This is a genomic window from Candidatus Eisenbacteria bacterium (genome assembly GCA_016930695.1).
In the GTDB taxonomy this organism is placed as follows: Bacteria; Orphanbacterota; Orphanbacteria; order Orphanbacterales; family Orphanbacteraceae; genus JAFGGD01.
Genome location: JAFGGD010000045.1, coordinates 1 through 20423, shown reverse-complemented (window position 1 = coordinate 20423; position 20423 = coordinate 1). Strand labels below are relative to the sequence as shown.

Genomic DNA, 20423 nt, shown 5'->3' with positions numbered 1-20423 from the left:
TTCTTTATCGCTGATGATCGTGTGCGTCGTTCGCCGTGAACGGGAGCGTGCGTTAGCGCCTGTCCCTGTCCCGGCCGCCGCCTCCCCGGCGGGATCCTCGCCGATCGCCTCCGCGATCGCCCCCCCGGTCTCCGCCGCGTCCTCCGCCGCCCTCCCGGCGTTCGCCGCCGCCGCGGTCGGAGCGCTCCGGGTTGTCGTTCGGCAGAAGGACCTTTCGGCTGAGGCGCACCTTCCCCTCCGGGTCGATGTCGATCACCTTCACCTGCACCCGGTCCCCCTCGTTCATCACGTCCTCGACCTTCTCCACCCGGTAGTGCTCCATCTCGGAAATATGGAGCAGGCCGTCCTTGCCCGGAAGGATCTCCACGAAGGCGCCGAAGGGGGCGACCCGCCGGACGATCCCGTCGTAGACGCGCCCGATCTCCGGGTCCTCCACGATCGCCTGGATCATCGCCATGGCCATCTTCCCGGCCTCCTCATCGATCGAGGCGACCTTCACGGTCCCGTCGTCCTCCACGTCGATGCTGGCGCCCGATTCCTCCTGGATCTTTCGGATCATCTTGCCCCCGGGGCCGATGATTTCCCGGATCTTGTCGACGGGGATCTTGATGCAGAGGATGCGCGGCGCGAAGGGGGAGAGTTCCGGCCGCGGCTGGGCGAGGGTCTCGTCCATCTTCTCCAGAATGTGGAGCCGTCCCAGGCGCGCCTGCTCCAGAGCCTTCTCGATCACGTCGAAATCGATGCCGGCGGTCTTCAGGTCCATCTGGATCCCGGTGATTCCCTCGCGGCTGCCGGCGACCTTGAAGTCCATATCGCCGAAATGGTCCTCCTGGCCGAGGATGTCCGAAAGAACCCGGACCTTGTCCCCTTCCTTGATGAGGCCCATGGCGATCCCCGCCACCGCCTTGCGGATCGGCACGCCGGCGTCCATGAGCGCCAGGCTTCCGCCGCACACGGTGGCCATCGAAGACGAGCCGTTCGATTCGAGGATGTCCGAGACGATGCGGATCGTGTAGGGGAAATCATCCTCGACGGGAATCATCGGCTCCAAGGAGCGCTCGGCGAGATTGCCGTGGCCCACCTCGCGCCGCCCCGTGCCGCGGATCATGCGGACCTCGTTGACGCAGAAGGGAGGGAAATTGTAATGGAGCATGAACTTCTTGAACCGCTCTCCCTCGATGTCGTCCAGGCGCTGCTCGTCGGACGTGGTTCCCAATGTAATCGTCGCCAGCGCCTGCGTCTGGCCGCGGGTGAAGAGGGCGGAACCATGCGTCCGCGGTAGAACGCCCACGTCGCACGTGATCGGGCGGATCTCGTCGACCCGCCGGCCGTCCAAACGTCTCTCTTCCTGGAGAATCACGCGCCGGGCCTCTTCGCCGACCACGTCGTCCAGGACGCCGCGTACCGTCATCTGTCGATCGGGGAACTCCTCGGCGAGGGTGGCGATCAGGTCCTTCTCGAGCGCCGAGAGTTTCTCCCTGCGCTCTTCCTTGACTCCGAAGCGGTTCGCCTCGGCGATCCGGTCGCCGACCAGCTCGTGAATTCTCTTCCGGATCTTGTCCGGCGCCTCGTCCGGTTCGACCTGGATTTTCGGCCGGCCCACGCGACGCTGCAGATCCTCGATGGCGTCGATGACGCGGACGCAGTTTTCTTGGCCGAAGCGGAGCGCCAGCACCATGTCCTTCTCGGAGAACTCCTTCCCCTCCCCCTCGACCATCACGATCGAATCGCGGGAGGCGGCGACCACGAGGTCCATGTCGCTCTCCGCCCGCTGGGCCAGAGAGGGATTGACCACGAATTCCCCATTCACGCGGCCCACCCGCACGCCCGCGATGGTCTTCTCCATCGGGATACTCGAGAGGGCGAGCGCCGCGGAGGCACCGCAGAGGGCGAGCACGCCCGGGCCGTTCTCCTGGTCCGTCGAGAGGACGGTGGCGATGATCTGGACCTCGTTCCGGAAGCCTTTCCGGAAGAGGGGACGGATCGGCCGGTCGATCAGCCGGGCCGAGAGGATTTCCCGATCCTGCGGTCTTCCTTCACGCTTAAAAAAACCGCCGGGGATCTTCCCGGCAGCGTAGGAGCGCTCTCGATATTCCACCATCAAGGGGAAAAACCCCTTGTCCGGCACCTGATCCAGAGTACACACGGCGGTGACCAACACAACCGTTCCTCCGGACCGGACCGTAACCGAGCCGTTCGCCTGTTTGGCGAGGCGCCCGGTTTCGATCTCCAACCCGTTCGGGCCGAGATCCACTTGAACACGTTCCATCATTTGATAACTCCTGAACCACGGCCTCCACCGTCCCCAGACGGCCGACCGGGCATACGAAAAAACACCCGCCCTCGAGCACTTGCTTCGAGGCGAGTCCGCGCGTTGCTATTTCCGAAGACCGAGTTCTTTTACGATAGCGCGATACCGCTCGATCTTGTTCGCCTTGAGGTAGTCGAGGAGGCGACGGCGTCGCCCGACGAGGCGGAGAAGACCTCTGCGGGAGTGGTGGTCCTTTTTATGGACCTTGAAATGCTCGGTAAGATAGGTGATCCGCTCGGTGAGCAGCGCGATCTGGACCTCCGGCGAACCGGAATCCGAATCGTGGAGCTTGTACTTACCGATGATCTCCTGCTTGGATGTTTTGGACAGTGGCAAAGCTGAAAACTCCCGTTGGATCCGCTCGGTGCGGACTCCACATCTCCCTTCATTTCAAGGGATTACACTTTTTCCTCTTCCACACGTACTTTCCCCATTCCGGAGAAATGTACCAGAGCCCGCTCGGCCTGTAAAGATAAAATTCTCTTTTCCCGCCCGTATCCGCTCTTTTGCCATCCGGGCGTCCCGACCGATCTGATCGGCCAGATCCCGGGCGGAGGGGAAGGTCCTTTCCCCGCGGATACGCGCCAGAAAATGGACTTTGGCCGCCCGCCCGCGCAGATCCCGTTCGGCGCCGATGATGTGGGCTTCCACGTTCGGCTCCGCCCCCTCGCCGAAGGTGGGACGGACCCCCACGTTCACAGCCGCGGGGAGAAGCCCCTCCTCGATCTCCACCAAACCGGCGTAGACACCGAGAGCGGGCCACAGCTTCCCCTCTTCCAGGACGCGCAGATTGGCGGTCGGCCAGCCGAGCCCCCTTCCCCTTCCCTCACCGGATTCGACGACACCGCTGAGGGAGTGATAGCGCCGGAGAAGCTCCGCCGCGCGGGCAACGCTCCCTATCTCGATTTCGTCACGAATCCAGGTGGACTTTACCGGTCGCCCCTCCCAGAGGCTCGCCTCGATCAGTTCCGTATCGAATCCGTGGCGCCGGCCCAGTTCCCGAAGGGTCTTCCCGTCCCCCTCCCGACCCCGGCCGAGCCGGAAATCATACCCCACCACGACCCATTCGGCGTGGAGCGGCCCGGTAAAGGCGGTCCGCACGAATTCTTCGGCGGTGAGGGAAGCCAAGCGATGATCGAAGGGGAGAACCAGGACACCGTCTACGCCGAGGTGGGCGAGGATGCCCAGTTTTTCGTCCAGTGTGGTGAGGATGCGGGGAGGACGGCAACCGCGGAGAACGCAACGCGGATGGGGGTCGAAGGTGAGGACGACGGCGATGCCCTTCCGCTCCCGGGCGTGTTCCACGGCGCGCGCGACGATCGCCCGATGCCCCATGTGAATCCCGTCAAAGACGCCGACGGCGACGGCGACGCGATCCACCGCTCCCTCCACGTCCTCGATGGAGCGCCAGACCTTCATCGACCCTCCCAGGAGAAGACCCGCCTCAGATGCCCCCGCTCCCCTTCGACCTGCACCACGCCGACGGAGCGGCCCACACGGTCCCGAATCCGGAGAAATTCTCCCTCACCCGGAATCGGATCGAGAGGTTCGAGCGATCCGAGGGTGCTCGGCAACGCCGGTCCTCCCCAGCGCCCGGGCGCAGCTCGAAGAACGGCGGTGGGAAGCTTCTCCACCGTCTTCTCTAAAGAGATGCAGGCCTCATCCAACCGCCCCTCGGCGGCCAGCTCCGCGATCCGCTCGATGGTGAGGGCGTCCTCCACCCGGTAGGGGCCGATCCGGGTCCTGGTCAGCCGGTCCAGATAGGCGCCGCAGCCGAGCAGATCTCCCATGTCGGCCGCCAAGGTCCGCACGTAGGTCCCCTTGGAGCAGGCGATCTTCACTTCGGCCACCGGCGGATTCCAGCCGACCAGTTCGAAGGAACGGACGTGGATCGGACGGGGCTTTCTCTCCACCGTCTCCCCCTTGCGGGCGTACCGGTAGAGGCGCTTCCCGCCGACCTTCACCGCCGAAACCATGGGAGGCGTCTGCAGGATCTCCCCGCGGAACCTCCCGATCACTTCGAGAATCCTCTCCTCCGTGACATCCCCCGCGTCGCGGGTCTCGAGCACCTCGCCGTCCGCGTCCTGGGTGTCCGTCACGGCTCCGAAACGGAAAAAAGCGTGATACTCCTTTTCGAGCCCCATGAAGTAACGGGAGAGTTTGGTCCCCTTTCCCAGGCAGAGCAGGAGCACGCCGGTGGCGTTCGGGTCGAGGCTCCCCGCGTGCCCCACCTTCTGCTGCTTCAGGACGCGCCGGATTTTCGCGACCGCGTCGTGCGAGGTCCACTCCTGCGGCTTGTCCACGTTCAGGAGCCCGTGTATCACGCTTCCTCCTCCTCTCGATGAATCCGCTCCAGGAGGCGCTGAATCGATTCGGCGTGATCGAAGGAGGGATCGGGGTAGAAACGCAACTGGGGAACGTACCTGAGTTCCAGACGGCTCCCCAGCTCCCGGCGGAAATGGGGCACCGCCCTCTCCAGCCCTCGGAGCGTCTTCTCCCGGACGTCGTCCTCCCCTCGGGTCACCACGAACACCTTGGCGTTTCGGAGATCGTCGCTCACGACGACCCGGGTGAGGGTTACGAAACCGATGTCGGGATCCCGAAGCCCCCTCTCGATTATATCGGCCAGCTCATGGAGGACGAGGGCCGAAACACGTTCCGACCGTTTATATTTCATCGTTCCGTCCGGTTGCCGTTCGCGCTTTCGGGGGGCGTCGGCGGGTTCAGAGGAATTCTACACGGATGTCGATGATCTCCACTCGGGGCTCGCTCCGCACGAGCCGCACCACCGCGGCCAAGACCTGATCGGCGTGTTTCTTCTCGTTGGAAACCACCGCCACGCCCAGGGCCGCACGCTGCCAAAAATCCTGGTGGTCCACTTCCGCGACGGACACGTTCATCCGGTTGCGAATGCGTTCCTTCAGGCTCTTGATGACCGCCCGTTTGCCTTTCAGGGATCCCGCGGCCGGGATATGGAGGTCGATCCGGCAGGTTCCGAGGATCATTTGCGGTTCCGGGGCGCGCCCATGTAGGCCTACAGCTTGCGCGCGACCTCTTCGATCTCGAACGCCTCCAGGAGATCCCCCTCATGCAGATCATTGAAGTCGTCCAGGATGATTCCGCACTCGTATCCCGCCTGGACCTCCCGAACGTCTTCCTTGAAACGCTTGAGAGAGGCGACACGCCCCTCGTACACGGTGAGATCGTCCCTGAGCAGACGGATCCGGCTGCTCCTCTTGATCGCGCCGTTCAGGACGTAGGACCCGGCGACGACGCCGACCCGGCCGATTTTGAAGATCTGCCGGACCTCCACCTTTCCGATCACCTTCTGGTGCAGCTCCGGCTCCAGGAGTCCTTCCATCGCCTTGTGCACCGCATCGACCACTTCGTAGATGATGTGGAAGAAGCGGATCTCCACGCACTCCCGCTTCGCCAGCGCGGCGGCCTTGGTGTCGGCTCGCACGTGGAATCCGATCACGATCGCGTCGGAAGCGGCGGCGAGGGTGATGTCGTGCTCCGTGATCGCCCCCACGCTCCGGCGGATCACCTCCACCTGCACCTGGTCGGTGGAAAGCTTCTGGAGCGAATCGGTGAGCGCCTCCACCGAACCGTCCACGTCCCCCTTGATCACCAGATTCAGTTTCGGTTTCTCGCCCGCCTGAATCCGGCTGTAGACGTCCTCGAGGGTCATGCGACGCTGGGAACAGAGGTTCTGCTCCCGCATCTGGTGCTTCCGTTTGGACGCGATCTCACGCGCCTCTCTATCGCCGGCGAAAACGGCGAAAGAGTCACCCGCCTGGGGAACGCCCGAGCATCCGATCACCTCCGCCGGCGAGGAGGGCCCCGCATCCTCCTTGGGACGGCCCCGCTCATCGAAAAGCGCCCGCACTTTCCCGTCGTAGATGCCGGCGACGAAAGAATCGCCTATGCTGAGGCGGCCCTGTTGAACCAGAACGGTGAGGACCGGGCCGCGCCCCTTCTCGAGCCTGGCTTCCACCACCACGCCGCGCATGCGCCTCGTCGGCTCCCCCTTCAGCTCGAGCATCTCCGCGCTCAACAGGATCATCTCGAGCAGCTTGTCCATACCGAGTCCGGTCTTGGCCGAGATCTCCACCGCCACCGTCTTGCCGCCCCACTCTTCCGCCTGCAGACCTCGATCGGCGAGCGCCTGCTTCGTCCGCATCGGATCGGCGGCGGGGAGGTCCATCTTGTTGATCGCCACGATGATCGGGACGCCGGCGGCGCGGGCGTGGTCGATCGCCTCCACGGTCTGCGGCATCACCTGTTCATCGGCGGCGACCACCAGCACCACCAAGTCGGTTACCTGCGCGCCCCGAGCACGCATCGCGCTGAACGCCTCGTGGCCCGGCGTGTCGAGGAAGGTGATCTTCCCCCCCGCCGTCTCCACCTCGTAGGCGCCGATGTGCTGCGTGATACCGCCGGTCTCGCCGGCGATGACGTTCGACTTGCGGATGTAATCGAGAACGGAGGTCTTTCCGTGGTCCACATGCCCCATGATGGTGACCACCGGGTGCCGGGGCAGAGACTTCCCCTCCGCCTCGACCGTCTCCACGCCCACCTGCTCGCCGTACTCCGTCAGGAAGTCCACCTCGAAGCCGAACTCGTCCGCGACCATCTCCAGAGTGTCCCGGTCGAGCCTGCGGTTAATGGTAACCATGAGGCCCATTTCCAAACACTTGGCGATCACTTCGCTCGGCGTGATGCCGAGCGCCACGGCGAGTTCGCCGACGGTTCCGAACTCGGGAAGGCGGATTCGGTTGGCGGCCTCTTCGACGGAAGAGTCTTCGGAGTGGCTCTTGCGGCGACGGCGACGGCGTTTGCCGATCTCCAGATCGGCGAGGGTCTTCTTGACGCTCGCGCGCACCGCTTTCTCGTCCACGGAACGGCGCCGCCGTCCCCGGCGTCCCTCCCCCGCTTTCGGCGGGCGTTGATCCTTCGCCGGCGCCCCCCCGCGGGAGGGCTTCGGCGGAGTCCCCTCACGGGAGGTCTTCGGCGGAGTCCCTGGGCGGGATTGCTTCTGCGGAGTCCCCTCACGGGGCGGTTTCGGTTGCGCTCCCTCGCGTGGCGGCTTCGGCGGCGCTTCCTCGCGGGAGGGTTTCGGCGCCCTCGCCGCGGCCTTGGGCTTGGACCTGGGCTTCTCCTCGCGGGTCCGTGTCTCCTGAAGCTCCCTCTTCCGGTCCTCTTCCTTGCGAACCGCCTTCTTCTCCGCGTCGAACTTCTTTCGGATCTCCTCGATCGTCTCGTTCTCGACGGTGCTCATGTGGCTCTTTACGTCGACGTTCATCCCCCGCAAGAGCTTGAGGAGGGCCTCGCTCGAGACGTTGAAGTCTTTGGCGACTTGATAAATGCGCTTTCTAGCCAAACCGATTACTCCCCGTGACTTCGTTTCCTTCGAGCCAGTCTATCCGATTTCGTCCCTCGATCCAAGCCGTTTCCCCAGCGATTTCGCCAGAGCGCGGTCATAGAGAAAGAGGACCTCGCACCGCTCCCGGCCGACGAGCCCGGCCATCACCGCGCCCGAGAGGGGCGCCCATACGGGCACGGGGATCTCCCCGGCCCACCGGCGGATCGTCCCGGCCCGCTTCGGATCCATATCGTTCGCGAGCAAAAGAATGCCCGATCGGCGCCTGCGGGCCGCGACACGCGCCCCGGTCGGGCCGATCACATAGCGCCCCGTTCGGAGGGTGAACCGGATCAAAGTCTCCACGGAACGATTGGTCTCCTCCCCGGAGGTGTCAGGCGTCCCGATCTCCCGCGCGAGCGCCTTCCGGATCCTTTCGATCTCATCGGCGCGGAACCAGCGCCCCGCCCGTTTCTCCATCAATCGGAGACACTCCGGGTCCGGGTGAAGGTAGAACCCTCTCCCCGGAAGGTTTCTCCCGATCGGCTCCCCCCCGGCGGCGGGACGGACGAAACGGATCAGCCGTCTCTGGGCATCCCGCCCGCCGCAGCCCAGACAGCTGCGGACCGGCCCCTCAACCGGCGGATCAACCGGCTGCGGGACGGGTCTCCGGATCTTCCGGCTCCGTCCCATCCTCCTCTTCCTCTTCCGGTTCCTCGGGGGCCTCGTCGTCGTCTGGCTCCGGTTCCGGCCGCGGTTCGTCCGCCTCGTCCTCGTCGGAGTCTTCCTCCGCCGAATCCTCGTCGGCGGCGTCCTCATCCGGCTCCTCGCCGTCGTCGGACCCGCCCTCGTCCGCTCCCCCGCCTTCGGAGGATTCGACCTCGGCACCTTCTTCGCCGAGCACCGCTTTCTCCGCCTCCTCGATCATGATGTCCGCGGACTCGAGGATCTTCTCGGCGGTCTTCTCCCCCACGCCCGGCACCTGGCAGAGCGCCTCGATATCCGCCTTGCGCAGGTCCTGGACATAGACGAATCCCTCTTGGATCAGCTTGTTCGCGATCCGAGGGCCCACGCCGGGGAGGTTTTCGACGCCGATCATGGGGATGCCGGACTCGTCCACATCCCGTAGCGGGGAGAGGATCTCCTCCTCTTCCTCCTTGACCAGGTCGATCTTCCAGCCGGTCAGCTTGGCGGCGAGACGGGCGTTCTGCCCCTTCTTGCCGATGGCGAGGGAGAGCTGCCCCTCCGCCACGGAGACGCGCATCGTCTTCTCCGCCTCGTCCACCTCGATGTCGGTCACCTTGGCGGGCGAGAGGGAGCGGGTGACGAAGACCTTCGAGTCTCCCGACCAGGGAATGATGTCGATTCGTTCGCCGGACAGCTCGCGCACCACAGCCTGGACTCGGCTCCCCTTCATCCCGACGCAGGCGCCCACCGGATCGATCCGGTCGTCGTTGGAGAAGACGGCGATCTTGGAGCGGAGTCCCGCCTCGCGGGCGACGGCGCGGATCTCCACGATCCCCTCGTACACCTCCGGCACCTCGACCCGAAAGAGCTGCTCCAGGAAACTGGGATGGGTCCGGGAGAGAATCAATTGCGGGCCCTTGGTGTTCTTCTGCACGTCCACGATGACGGCGCGAATCGTGTCCCCCTGCCGGTACATCTCCCGGGGGATCTGCTCCCGGTAAGGAAGGAGCGCCTCGGTGCGCCCCAGATTGACCACCAGGTTCCCCCGGTCCACCTGCTGCACCGAGCCGGTGACCACCTCGCCCACCTTGTTGTGGTAGTCCTCGAAAACACGCTCCCGCTCCGCCTCGCGGACGCGCTGCACCACCACCTGTTTCACCGCCTGGATCGCGGTTCTGCCGAACTCCTCCAGAGGCACCTCGATCCGAAGCACGTGGCCGACGTCGATGTCCGGATCGTACCGCTGCGCCTCCTCGAGGGAGGCTTCCAGAACCGGGTCCTCCACGTCATCCACCACGTTCTTCAGCAGGTAGGCGCCGAGGGTCCGGTTCTCCTCGTCGATCAAGACATCCACCTCGGCGGTGGCGCCGTGCTTCTTCCGCACCGCCGCGACGAGCCCCGCCGCGAGCGTGTCGATCACGAGCTTCTTGTCGACGTTCTTCTCCCGGGCGATCTGCCCGAGGGCTTCGATTACTTCGAAGTTCATCCTTTCCTCCCGGATCCGCCGCTTTTCCCCCCGTCGAAAACGAGCTGCGCTTTTCCGATCCGATCGGCGGGGATTCTCAGAATCCCCTCCTCCATGCGGAGCAGGACATCCTCGCCGTCCAGCCCCTCCAAAGTGCCCCGGTGCTCCCGAATCCCCGCGCCGTCCAGGTCCGCGAAGATCCGTATCCCGCGGCTGCGAAAATGGTCGTACTCCGCGCGGCGGCGGATCTTTCGATCCAGCCCCGGCGAGGAGACCTCCAGGCGGTAACGGCCCGGCAGGCGTTCCCACTCGTCGAGGAGATCCGAGAGAAGACGGCTGACTCGGGCGCAGTCGTCGATGGTCACGCCGCCGTCCCCGTCGATCACGAAGCGGATCCGCATCGGACCGCCGGGGATCGCCTCCACGTCGAGAAGAACCAGCCCCTCCCCTTCCACCGACTCGAAAGCGAGCCGGAAGAGATCCTCCTCCAGGGATTCAAGGGCCACGGTCCGCCTCCTCGTCCGTCGCGGGGGCCAAAAAAGAGCCCTCGCGCAGCCAAGCCCGAGGGCGAAATGAAGATAGAGCCCCAACCCCTAGATTGTCAAGGGATTTCGTGCCCTTCATAAATCAGTTTCAGAAGGGTTCGCCCCACCGCGCCGAGGCTTTTCGGCGAGCATCGGTCCGGAAGATCGTTCACCGTGTGCCATTCCGGGAATGTGATTCCGATCAGGTCCACGGCCGGGATTCCCGCTTCGATAAAGGGGGCGTGATCGTCGTAGATATCCCGGAGCGGCCCGTCGGCGAAGATGTCGGGCGCCTCGGAGGCGCCGATCCGGAAAAGGGTCTCCACCAGCCGGGAACAACAGTCGATGGATCGCTTCTCCCGGGCGATCCGGAGCCCCTCGCCGCCGACCATGTCCACCACGATCCCCGCGCGGGGACGGTATCCGGTGAGCGCCATACCGGCCACGAAGGATCGGGAGCCGAGACACCACCCGCTCTCGCCCCCCGGAACCCCTTGGTCCTCGAAATCGAAGAAGAGAAGGTCCACGCCGTAAGGGGGTGGGTTGTCGCGGAACACCTCCGCCAGCACGAGAAGGACCGCCGTGCCGGAACCGCCGTCGTTCGCTCCGGGGACGGGATCCCGGCGCCGCGCCGGGTCCGGGTCGAAATCGGCGAAGATGCGGGTGTCCCAGTGGGCGCCGAGAAAGATCCGGTCCTTCGATTCGGGGCGGAAGGAGGCGATCAGATTGGTGCCGCGCGCGCTTTCGCCGGTGAGAGGATTCACGCCGGTGAAGGAGCGTTTCTCCAGCCGGGGCGCCAGGGGTCGGAGGGTTTCCTCCAACCACTGAAGCGTGCGGGCCTGTCCCTCGCTCCCCGGGATCCGCGGACCGAAGGAGACCTGCTTCTCCAGGTAGCGGAAGGCTTTTTTCTCGTCGAAGGAGGGCGTTGCTCCGCTCACCGGCGCCGCCGAGATCGCGGCGCAGAGAGAGAAACCGAACAGCGCCGCCACGGCGCGGGCGCCGAACCCTCTAAAACTTGAAGAGCGCCGATATGCTCGCCCCGATGGTCCGTGTGCTCCGGTTTTCATTCTTCAGGTTTCTCCTCTCTCCAAAACGGAGCTCCAGGCTCCCGGAGAGGTTCTGGAGCCAGGTCCAAGTGATCCGGGGGCGGATGCTGATGTCCCGGGTGTGGGCGCTCAGAAGATAGGGCTTCTTCTCCTCCTCCTTGTCGGTGGAGTAGTTGAAATCCAAGGCGAATGTCGTGGTCGCCGTAAAGGACGATCCCTTCGTCCCCTTCCCGAGGATGGGGATGTTGATCCTCTTGCGCGAGGACATCCGGTAATTCAGGCTCGCGCTGTACCCCCGGCTCTGGGATACGCTCTCCGAGCCTCCTCCGAGATAGCTGAGCGAAACCCTCTCGGTGCGGTCCGCCGAGATGCTCCCCCGGAGCCCGTTCTGCAGTTCCACGTCGATCTGGAAGAGCGGGTTCCAGTTCTTGCTGATCGTTTCCTTGTCGATCGCGACGAGCGTCTTCCCGGAGAGGTCCCTTTTCCGATTATACCCCACGTCGAGGGAGGCGCTTTTCAGATAGCGGCTCAGCTTCCAGAACTCCTCCAGCCCGTCCCAGTTGTAGCTGAGATCCGGCCAGGTCCTGCTCTTGCTCGCCGTCTGATTCCTTGAATCATAACCCTTCCGCTCGTTCTGGTTGAAGGACAACCGAAGACTCATGCTCGGAACGAGGCGGATACTGCTGCTCGCCCGCATCCCCACGTCCCGGCTCCGGCTGGCGTTGACCGATTGTCCCTGCTGCCGGTATTGGAGGAGGGTGTCCACCTCGTCGGTGAATCCGAACTGGTACTTGAGGTCCGGCCTTCCGGTGAGACGGTCATAACGGGAGTCCCGCCCGAGGGTGACCGTGGCGGTGACGTCGCCGATCCGGGACCCGGCGTTCTTGATCCCCCTGAGGACATGACCGGGGCCGAAGCGGGGATCGCCGCCCCCCTCCGCGGCGCCGCTGTCGGCGGGGGCGGGGGATCGGCCGCCGTCGCCCCCATCCTCCTTCCCCGATCCGTCCGGGATCAGGTCGAAGAGGCGCGCGACGCCGATGCCGAAATCGACGGTGCTGGTGTTGGTGTTCTGCACGTTGTGCAGCGTCACCACCGACAAGGTGTCGCCGGTGGTTTCGTCGACGGTGATCTGGCGTTGGCCGATGGGGATGTCCTCGGTGTACTTGCTGGTGTAGGAGAAACGCGGTTTGAACCAATCCAGAAGGGAGCTGAACCGCGGCGAATAAGAGAGCTTGGTCTGGTGGTTCCTGCTCGTCTCCAATCCCCGGTTGACCGACGGGAGGAAGGAGAGCGCCTTGCCGTAGAGATGATCCCTGTTGGAGGCGAAGTTGAAGTCCGAGGAGAAGGTTTCGCTCTTCAACGGTTGCAAGACAAAGGAGTAGCTGGAGCTGGATGTTCTACCGGTCACCTTCCGGTACGTCTCGGAACGGATGTCCAGGGAGCGCGTTTCCGTCCGCTCCCGCCGGGCGCTCAGGTTGACGCTCGTCGGCAGGGGGTTCACCTTCCAGCTGCGGAACACCTGTAGGTCGGTTTGGAAGCGGGGCTGGTAGCTCCAGCTCCAATCCACCCCCCAGGAGGAGCTGGTGTCTACCTTGGTGGGGGTGAAGTTGGTTCCCCGCCGCCCGTTCAAGCGGAGGCGCATGGCGTCGAAGGTGTAGTAGAGCCAGGGGCTCTCCGCTTTGCGCGTGCGTTGAAAAGAGATGGCCGCGTTTTCCGACTTCTTCTCGGTCCTCTCCGTCGAGGGATCCACAAGCACCACGTCGGACGCGTTCTGCAGCTCCGGCAGCGTTTCGTTCCGGTTCCATCCCACCGTGAGCGGCGCGGCGACGCCCACCCCCTCCAGGAACTTGCCGAGGCGGACGGAGCCGCTGACGCTGAGGTCCGTTTCGTCGCTTCCGTTGCGCGGATTCTCCTCCTGCAGCTGCCCCCCGCCCCCGCCGCTCAGACGGCGGAAGTCCTTCCCCACCTTCCGATAGTCCACCGAGAGATCCAGGAGATCCGATAGGGCCAAATCCACCCCCAATCGGGCGGCATAGCCGGCGTCCCCCTTGACGTTGGTCAAGCGGAGATCGTCCACCCAGACCACGCCGGTCATCTCCCGGTGGTCCCGGTTGGAGATGCCGAATGTGAGACGCCGCACCTTGGTCATGGAGGGGATGCCGACGGCGCGGTAGGTGTAGGGGCCCGACGTCGCCTCGCGCACCTCCACCTCTCGGCCGTAGAGCGAGTCGAGGCGGGGCTCCTCCTGCAGCTTGAGGCGGGTCATCTCCACCAGGTCCAGTTCCACCTGCTCCCAGCCCTCGTAGTCGAGGGTCCTCTCCACCTCGTAGAAGTTGAGGGAGTCGCCGCCGAAACGGAAGAAGAAGACCGGGTCCGGGTAGAGTTCCGGCTCCACGTCCGGCTCGGCCCGTTTCACCCAGAACTCCATGTTCTCGTAACGCGTGTAGTTCTCGTCGTCGAATAGGGCGCGGAAGACGCTCCCGGTGTGCCCCGGCTTCAGGTTTTCGTAGTTCAGAACCAGGGACTGCTCCTTCTCCGGCACCTGGCGCTCCACGCGGATCTCCACCGGCGGCGGGTCGTAGTCCTCCCCCTCCTTGTTGTTGATCACGCCGGCCGCGAAGATCTCCAGGGGATCCACCTCGGCGATGGGGATGAGGTCGCCGTTCTCTTCCTGAATGCCCGCCTCCAACCACCGGTTGCCGGTCACGTCCATGGAGTAGATCTGGAAGACCGCGTCGGTGGTGTCCAGGTCCTCGAACCAAATCCGGACGTACTTGACCCCCTGATCGAATGTGGGCTGGGTGTAAATCTCGCGCGCTTCCGACTTGGCGAGCGGGACCCGGTAGAGTCGCCAGCTGGTCCTCGCCTCCTGCTTCCCCACGGCGGCGAGGTACTCCTCGTCGGTGAAGTCGATAGTGAAACGGAAGTAGCCGCTCTCCTCGTCCACCTTGCCGTTTCCGTTCAGGTCCTCCGTGTCGAGGAATCCGTTGTCCTCGGTTCCGTTGATCCGGGAGTAGTTGTCCGGGTCGCTCTCTTCGTAAGCCCAGTCGTCGCCGGCCGGATCGCCGCCGCTCCCGGATTCTTGGGAGTTGAAGAGACCGTCCAGCCCCGTGTCCTCGTCGTTCTCCCCCTTGTTGCCGGTGTCGTCCAACACACCGTCCCTCGGGACCCTGTCCTCCGAATCGAGGCTGTTGTTGGGCGGGTCGGTGCTCCACATGGCGTCCTCGCCGAGAAGACCCATATCGATGTGCATCTTCCCCTTGCGCCTGTTCTGGTCGTTCACCCAGATCTCGAAGAACTTTCTCTCCTTCATGTCCAAACCGGTTTTGGAGACGAGACGCATGACGCCTCCCCAGGCATCCTCTCCTCCGTCGGCGATCGTGCCGTTCCGGAGGGCGACCTCCAAAACCGGGACGAATTTCCTTCTCTCTTCGTCCGTGAGGTCCGGGTTGATGTCTCCCCGGGAAACGGCGTTCTTGGGGTTGTACCACCAGACGTCCCGGAAGCGTTTCTCCGCCTCCCTCTCATAGTCCTCCTGGGAGGTACCGATCTTGGGAATCGACGTGGGATCCCACTGGCGGCGGGTGAGGCCGAAGCTGGAGGACTCCTCGGTCCCCTCCATGTCGTCCAGATAAATGGCGTTCTTGACGTTCGGGTTGGGGAAGGTGGCGGCCGACTCCAGATCGAGACGGAAATGGGACTCTTCGCGGGCGCGTACTCCGGGGATCTTGTCCGTGAGACGGGTGAGGAACTCGGGCCTGTGCTCCGTGCTTACCGAGAGGCCGCCCACGACGATCCGCGAGGACTCCTGGCCGAGGCGGGGACGGCGGTAGGGGGTCTTGTTCCCCTTGTAGAGCCAGATGGTGGAGAGCTTGGTGCTTTCCGAGTAGTTGTAGGTTCCGGCGAAACCGGCGAGGCTCTTCTGCGCCTGGGAGAGGAAGGGGGCGTACTCGAAGTCGATCTGGATGTCCGCGTCGGGATCGGAAGCCTCTTCGGCGAGAAACTCGATCTGCCCGATCTCGTAAATGATCCGATAATCCACGCCCCGCGTGAGGGTGCGCCCGTTCAGCTTCACCACCTCGCTCCCCTCGATGATATTGGAACGATTGAGGGAGAAAGAGGTTTGGCTGGTCCGGAAACTCACCTCGATCTGGTATTTGGAGTCCGTCGGTTGGGGATCGTGGTTGTCGTAAATCACGTCGTTCGGCTCTTCGAGACGGTAGGACGTGTTGGCGTTGGCGTGTTGATGGTTATAGACGGGATCGAAAGGACGCAGATCGGGAAAGACCAGGAGGCCGTTCTCCTTGTCGATCAAGATGGTCGGTATGAAGGGAAGATCCCCGGTGGGGATCCCCGGGCGCTCTTCCGGTTGTCCTTGACCGTCCAGGAGCCGGGTTCCCTTGCCGTAATACGCGGCGTCGATGTAGTCGTCCGGCCCGAGGGTCTGATCCGTGTTGTTCACGAGATCCAGACCGAGGATCTGGGCGAAGGGGATCCCGTTCTGCTGGTCGTAGCTCTCCTCCGCGCCGGCGGCGCGTTGAACGATGCGGATCTTCACGTCCCCTTGAATGTTGGAGGCGCCCAGATCATAGAGGTTCCGGATCTGGTAATACCAGGTCTCGCCGAATCTTTCATCCGTGGGCCTGTAGAAGAGGGACGGAGGACGGATCAGCTTCACTTCGATCGATGCGGTGGAGTCCGTCGTCGCTTCGGGCGGAATGTTCCCCACCGTGTCCCCCGCGGTCGTCGTGAAATAGACGGCGAGGGTGTAATTCTCGCCCAGGGAACGCCGCATGGTGAGGATCCCCACTTCGCGGTTGATCAGGTAGTCCGTCCCCTCCTCCAACTCGTCGAAATAACCGTCCAAGGAATCGACGGGGGCACCGTTCCTGTAGTGCCGGGCGTATCCCTTCAGCTGCGCGCTCGTATTGTTGCTGGCGTCGTCGTCGTCGGTGAAGACCCGCAGATCCTCGATCGGTCTGTAGTCGTTCAGAACGAAGAAACGTCCCTTCACGTAATCCATACCGTCGATCAGGCGGGTCTCCTCCTTCGACCGTCCCGTGAAGGAGGCGTTGTCCGTCTTCCCCTGCTGCTGGCTCATGACGGCGGTGAAGTCGAGCTTCCCCGCCTTGCCGATCATCTTGACGCCGAAGAGTCCCTGCTGCCGGGCGCTGAAGCTGACGAACTGATTTCCCGGAAGGGCGAGATCCGTGTTCCCCACCTCGATCCTCTGGATCACCTCGTCCTCGAAGCCCTCGTAACGGAGCTTGATCCGGTTCTCCAGGGGGACCTGAGACTCGGAGTTGTGCTGCACCTCCACCTTGACCTTCTCGCCGATGGTGCCGGTCATTTGGATCTGGAGCTGCTGCCGCATGTCCAGTTCGGGGAACTTCTTCTGTCCGCCGCTCTCGTTGTCCCTCGACTTGATGTAGTACTGGGTCTCTCCGGAAAAGGTGATCGACTCGCTGCCGGAAACCTGGATGTTCGCCCCCTGTCCGAGGATCCTCCCGAGCGTCTTGGGAAAACGAACGGGGATGTCGATGTTGAAGAGGCCGCTCCCCTTCGCGCCGCCGCTTCTCCCCTTCAACTGCCGGTTGTTCTCGAGGAGGGCGCGGCGGATTTCGGCGAGACGCGCGTCGGCCAGATACTCCGGAAGAGGCGTCACCCACGGATGCACGAGGCTGGTCCCCTCCCTTTCCTGGGTGACCACCAAACGGCCCCGTTCGAGGTCGGCGCGTAGGCGAGGGGCGGGCGGCGTCGGGTAACCATCCAGGCGGGGCACGAAGGGGGAACGATAGGGGGCACGCGCGCGGTGATAGAGGTGATCGGGTAGATTCCGGAGCGCCGGGTTTCGAATCAGGGAGAGAGAACCCGATCGTTCCACGTCCGCGGGGAGTCCCGCTCCTTGGGCGGCGACGGCGAGGAACAGAAGGAGCGCTCCGATCGCGCGCTTCAGCCGATTCGGAGAGAGACGCACCGCCGTCCTCCGCCCATAGGGGCACCGGGTCCTATCCAACATCTTCTCAGAGGGTCGCCCTTCCCGGGGGATAGGATCGCGAATCCACCTGGACCGGGAGCGCTCCATAAGGGGTTTCAATGGGCGGGGGCGGAAAAAGGGACACCCCCCACACAGGGCTTCCGGTTTCTTACCGCAAGCCCCATGCCACGAAAGACCCTGGAAAGAGGAGAATGGAGAAGGAAATCGGTTGAGACGAAGGCCAAAACCCGTTGTATAATCATCTGTTGAGGCTTCGGCTCCCAACGGAGTTTCGGCCCCGCCCACGGCGTCGCCCCGGGTCGTATCCTATCGGCGACGGCTTGTCCCATCGAGGGGACGCGATCGGGGAAACCGGTTGTTTCCCGGAGGACCGATCCGTTAAGGTGAGTCCCCGAGGAGAGAGTATGAGGACCATTCTGAGCGGCTACATCTTGAGGGAGCACGTCGGTCCTTTCCTCTTCGCCATCCTGGTGATCACTTTCCTCTTCATCATGGATCTTCTGATCGACTATATCGATCTCTTTCTCGGCAAAGGGATCGCTCTCCCGGTTGTGCTGGAGGTCTTTTTCCTCAGCCTCGGTTGGATGGTGGCGCTCACCGTCCCGATGAGCGTGCTGGTCGCCACGGTGATGGCTTTCGGCAAACTGTCGGCGGACAACGAAATCACCGCCATGAAAGCGGCCGGCGTGGGAATCTGGCAGATCCTCGCCGCACCCCTCCTCGTCACGACGCTGATCAGCGCCGGGCTCGTGCAGTTCAACAACCATATCCTCCCCGAGAGCAACCACCGCCTCGCCAGCCTTCTGGTCAACATCCACAAGAAACGTCCCTCCCTCGCGATCAAGCAGGGGATGTTCAACGACATGCAGGGATACACGATCCGCGTGGAGAAGCTGGACGGAAAGACCTCCGCCATCGAGGGAGTGACGATCCAGAGGAACACCGATGACGGCAAGACGGAGACCATCGTGGCCGAGAAGGGGCGGATCGAGTTCACCCGCCAAGGGGACGTCCTCACCCTTTTCCTGCGGGACGGTGAGATCCACGCGGTAGACAAGGCGAGTCCCGCCCACTACCACCGGATCAGTTTCGAGACGCACACCATCCGGATCACCGAGTTGGGAACGGAGCTGGTGCGAGCGGAGAAGAACACCCGCGGGGACCGGGAGCTGAGCGCCTCGGACATGCTCGCCCGGGTCCACGCCTACCGGGAGGAGATGGACAAACACCGACAGGATCGTGAGGAGACGATCCGCTCCCACCTGGCGGCGCGCCTATCGATTCTCGACTGGCAGGGACCGCCGGCGCCGGACCGCGAGGAAGAGCCGAACCCGGCGGCGGAACGGGACGAGGCGCGGGATCTGCGGAACCTGGGCGCCCGCCTGGTCGCCAAGGAGGAGAGGATCACGGACCGGGAGCGGCAGATCGACCGCTACATGGTGGAGGTGCACAAAAAATACGCCCTCCCGGTAGCGTGCATCGTTTTCATTCTGGTCGGCGCCCCCCTCGGCATCCAAGCGCACAGCGGCGGCCCCGGCGTCGGCATCGGGCTCAGCATCGTTTTCTTCGTCGTGTACTACCTCTTCTTGATCGGCGGCGAGAAGCTGGCGGACCGGGGATACGTCCCCCCCGCCGTGGCGATGTGGGCGGCCAACGTGCTTCTCGGGGCGATCGGCATCTGGATGGTCGCGCGTCTCATGCGCGAGACGCGGCACTTCCGCCTCCCCTCCTTCCTCCGAAGAAAAAAGGACGGGGACCGTTGAAGACGCTGGACGGCTACATCCTGAGGCGCTATCTGCTCGCCCTCCTCACGGCCCTCATCGCCTTTATCGCCATTTTCCTGATCCTCGACCTCTTCGAGAAGCTCGACGATTTCATCGATCACGGCGTTCCCATTCCCGTGGTGGGCCTCTACTACCTCTACCGCATCCCGGAGATCCTTCTCCTCATGCTCCCGGTGGGGATGCTCCTCGCCTGTCTCTTTTCCCTCGGGCAGCACGCCCGGAACAACGAATTCACGGCGATCATCGGAGCCGGCATCAGCCTCCGGCGCGCGATTCTGCCGGTGATCGCCGCCGCCTTCGTCGTAAGCCTCGCCGCCCTCGCCTTCGGCGAGTTCCTCGCCCCCCCGGCGGCGGTACGGGTGAAGGAGATCGACGACGAGATGATTCGCCCCGGACGCAGCCGGATCCGCTCGGTTCGCCGGGACCTCAGCTTTCTCGCCGAGGGGGGGCGTTTCTTTCGGATCGACCGTCTCGACGTGGCGAAGGGGGAGATGGAGAACGTGGTGGTGCAGCGCCTGCAGGAAAACCGGCTGACGGAGCGGATCGACGCTAAGACCGCGGAGTGGGTGGACGGCACGCTGGTCTTCCGGGACGGCTTCTTCCGGCGGTTCAGCGAGGAGGGGCTCGAAGAGGCGGTCCCCTTCGTGGAGCGGCCGGAGCCGGCGATCCGCGAAACGCCGGAGGATTTCGCGGCGGTGCAGAAGAGCCCGCGTCAGATGAGCTTTCGGGAGCTGACCGCCCACATCCGGAAGGCGAGACAGAGCGGCGGCGAGGTGCGGAAGGAAGAGGTGGAACTGAACATGAAAATCGCCTTCCCGTTCACCAGCTTCCTGCTCGTGCTTCTCGGCGCCCCGCTGGCGTCCCTTCTCCGGCGTGGGGGAAACGCCGTCGGCTTCAGCATCGCCCTGGCGCTCTGCTTCGTCTATTACCTCGCCCTCCGGGTGGGGCAGAGCTTCGGCCACAATGGTTATCTTCCCCCGCTCCTCGCCGCCTGGGCGGGGAACATTCTTTTCGGCGTCGCCGGCATCTGGCTCTTCCGAAAACTCACCAACCGCTAGCCGATCGCAGGCGCACCTTGCCCTCGCTCCGCCTCCCACGGAAAACACGAAAAGAACCAAGCCTCCCTTCGGCGACGGACGGCGTGATCCTTCGAGGAGAAGGGGCGGGCGGAGGTGGGTCGGCGAGCGAGAAGAGGGAGGATGCAGAGCATCCGGACCGTGCCCCGAAGGGAGACCGGCGGGGGAAG

The 20423-nt window shown here is 64.1% G+C and carries 14 protein-coding genes; 2 read left to right on the top strand and 12 right to left on the bottom strand.

Annotated elements, in window-relative coordinates:
• Positions 1-52 precede the first annotated feature (52 nt).
• The 12 genes from pnp to sprA all read right to left on the bottom strand — a co-directional run bounded on the left by pnp (position 53) and on the right by sprA (position 17372).
• Positions 53-2272, bottom strand: coding sequence for a polyribonucleotide nucleotidyltransferase (pnp, locus tag JW958_10695; protein ID MBN1826726.1), 2220 nt, complete (start codon positions 2270-2272; stop codon positions 53-55).
• 105 nt (positions 2273-2377) lie between these two features.
• Complete coding sequence (rpsO, locus tag JW958_10690) at positions 2378-2647, bottom strand: 30S ribosomal protein S15 (GenBank protein MBN1826725.1); 270 nt, start codon at positions 2645-2647, stop codon at positions 2378-2380.
• A 54-nt stretch (positions 2648-2701) separates the two neighbouring features.
• Positions 2702-3730 (bottom strand): bifunctional riboflavin kinase/FAD synthetase, encoded by a 1029-nt coding sequence (locus JW958_10685; GenBank protein MBN1826724.1) that lies wholly within the window; start codon positions 3728-3730, stop codon positions 2702-2704.
• Entirely contained in the window at positions 3727-4635 is a 909-nt protein-coding gene (gene truB, locus JW958_10680) for a tRNA pseudouridine(55) synthase TruB (protein ID MBN1826723.1), read from the bottom strand. The genes JW958_10685 and truB overlap by 4 nt, the downstream gene beginning before the upstream one ends.
• On the bottom strand, positions 4632-4988 hold the full coding sequence (rbfA, locus tag JW958_10675; protein ID MBN1826722.1) for a 30S ribosome-binding factor RbfA: 357 nt from the start codon (positions 4986-4988) through the stop codon (positions 4632-4634). The genes truB and rbfA overlap by 4 nt, the downstream gene beginning before the upstream one ends.
• 46 nt (positions 4989-5034) lie before the next feature.
• Entirely contained in the window at positions 5035-5316 is a 282-nt protein-coding gene (locus tag JW958_10670; protein ID MBN1826721.1) for a DUF503 domain-containing protein, read from the bottom strand.
• A 29-nt stretch (positions 5317-5345) separates the two neighbouring features.
• On the bottom strand, positions 5346-7694 hold the full coding sequence (gene infB / locus JW958_10665) for a translation initiation factor IF-2 (GenBank protein MBN1826720.1): 2349 nt from the start codon (positions 7692-7694) through the stop codon (positions 5346-5348).
• A 39-nt stretch (positions 7695-7733) separates the two neighbouring features.
• Positions 7734-8366, bottom strand: a complete 633-nt coding sequence (locus JW958_10660) for a YlxR family protein (protein ID MBN1826719.1) — start codon at positions 8364-8366, stop codon at positions 7734-7736.
• Positions 8320-9846: a transcription termination factor NusA gene (gene nusA / locus JW958_10655; GenBank protein MBN1826718.1), complete on the bottom strand. Its 1527-nt coding sequence runs from the start codon at positions 9844-9846 to the stop codon at positions 8320-8322. Before nusA ends, JW958_10660 begins: the two co-directional genes overlap by 47 nt.
• A complete protein-coding gene (locus tag JW958_10650; protein MBN1826717.1) occupies positions 9843-10331 on the bottom strand; it encodes a ribosome maturation factor RimP in 489 nt (162 codons plus the stop codon). Before JW958_10650 ends, nusA begins: the two co-directional genes overlap by 4 nt.
• A 95-nt stretch (positions 10332-10426) precedes the next feature.
• Positions 10427-11287: a M28 family peptidase gene (locus tag JW958_10645; GenBank protein MBN1826716.1), complete on the bottom strand. Its 861-nt coding sequence runs from the start codon at positions 11285-11287 to the stop codon at positions 10427-10429.
• A 70-nt stretch (positions 11288-11357) separates the two neighbouring features.
• A complete protein-coding gene (gene sprA, locus JW958_10640; GenBank protein ID MBN1826715.1) occupies positions 11358-17372 on the bottom strand; it encodes a cell surface protein SprA in 6015 nt (2004 codons plus the stop codon).
• A gap of 425 nt (positions 17373-17797) precedes the next feature.
• On the opposite strand from sprA, the gene JW958_10635 reads away from it, so the two are divergent.
• On the top strand, positions 17798-19156 hold the full coding sequence (locus JW958_10635; GenBank protein MBN1826714.1) for an LptF/LptG family permease: 1359 nt from the start codon (positions 17798-17800) through the stop codon (positions 19154-19156).
• Complete coding sequence (gene lptG / locus JW958_10630; GenBank protein MBN1826713.1) at positions 19153-20235, top strand: LPS export ABC transporter permease LptG; 1083 nt, start codon at positions 19153-19155, stop codon at positions 20233-20235. The genes JW958_10635 and lptG overlap by 4 nt, the downstream gene beginning before the upstream one ends.
• Positions 20236-20423: the final 188 nt, after the last annotated feature.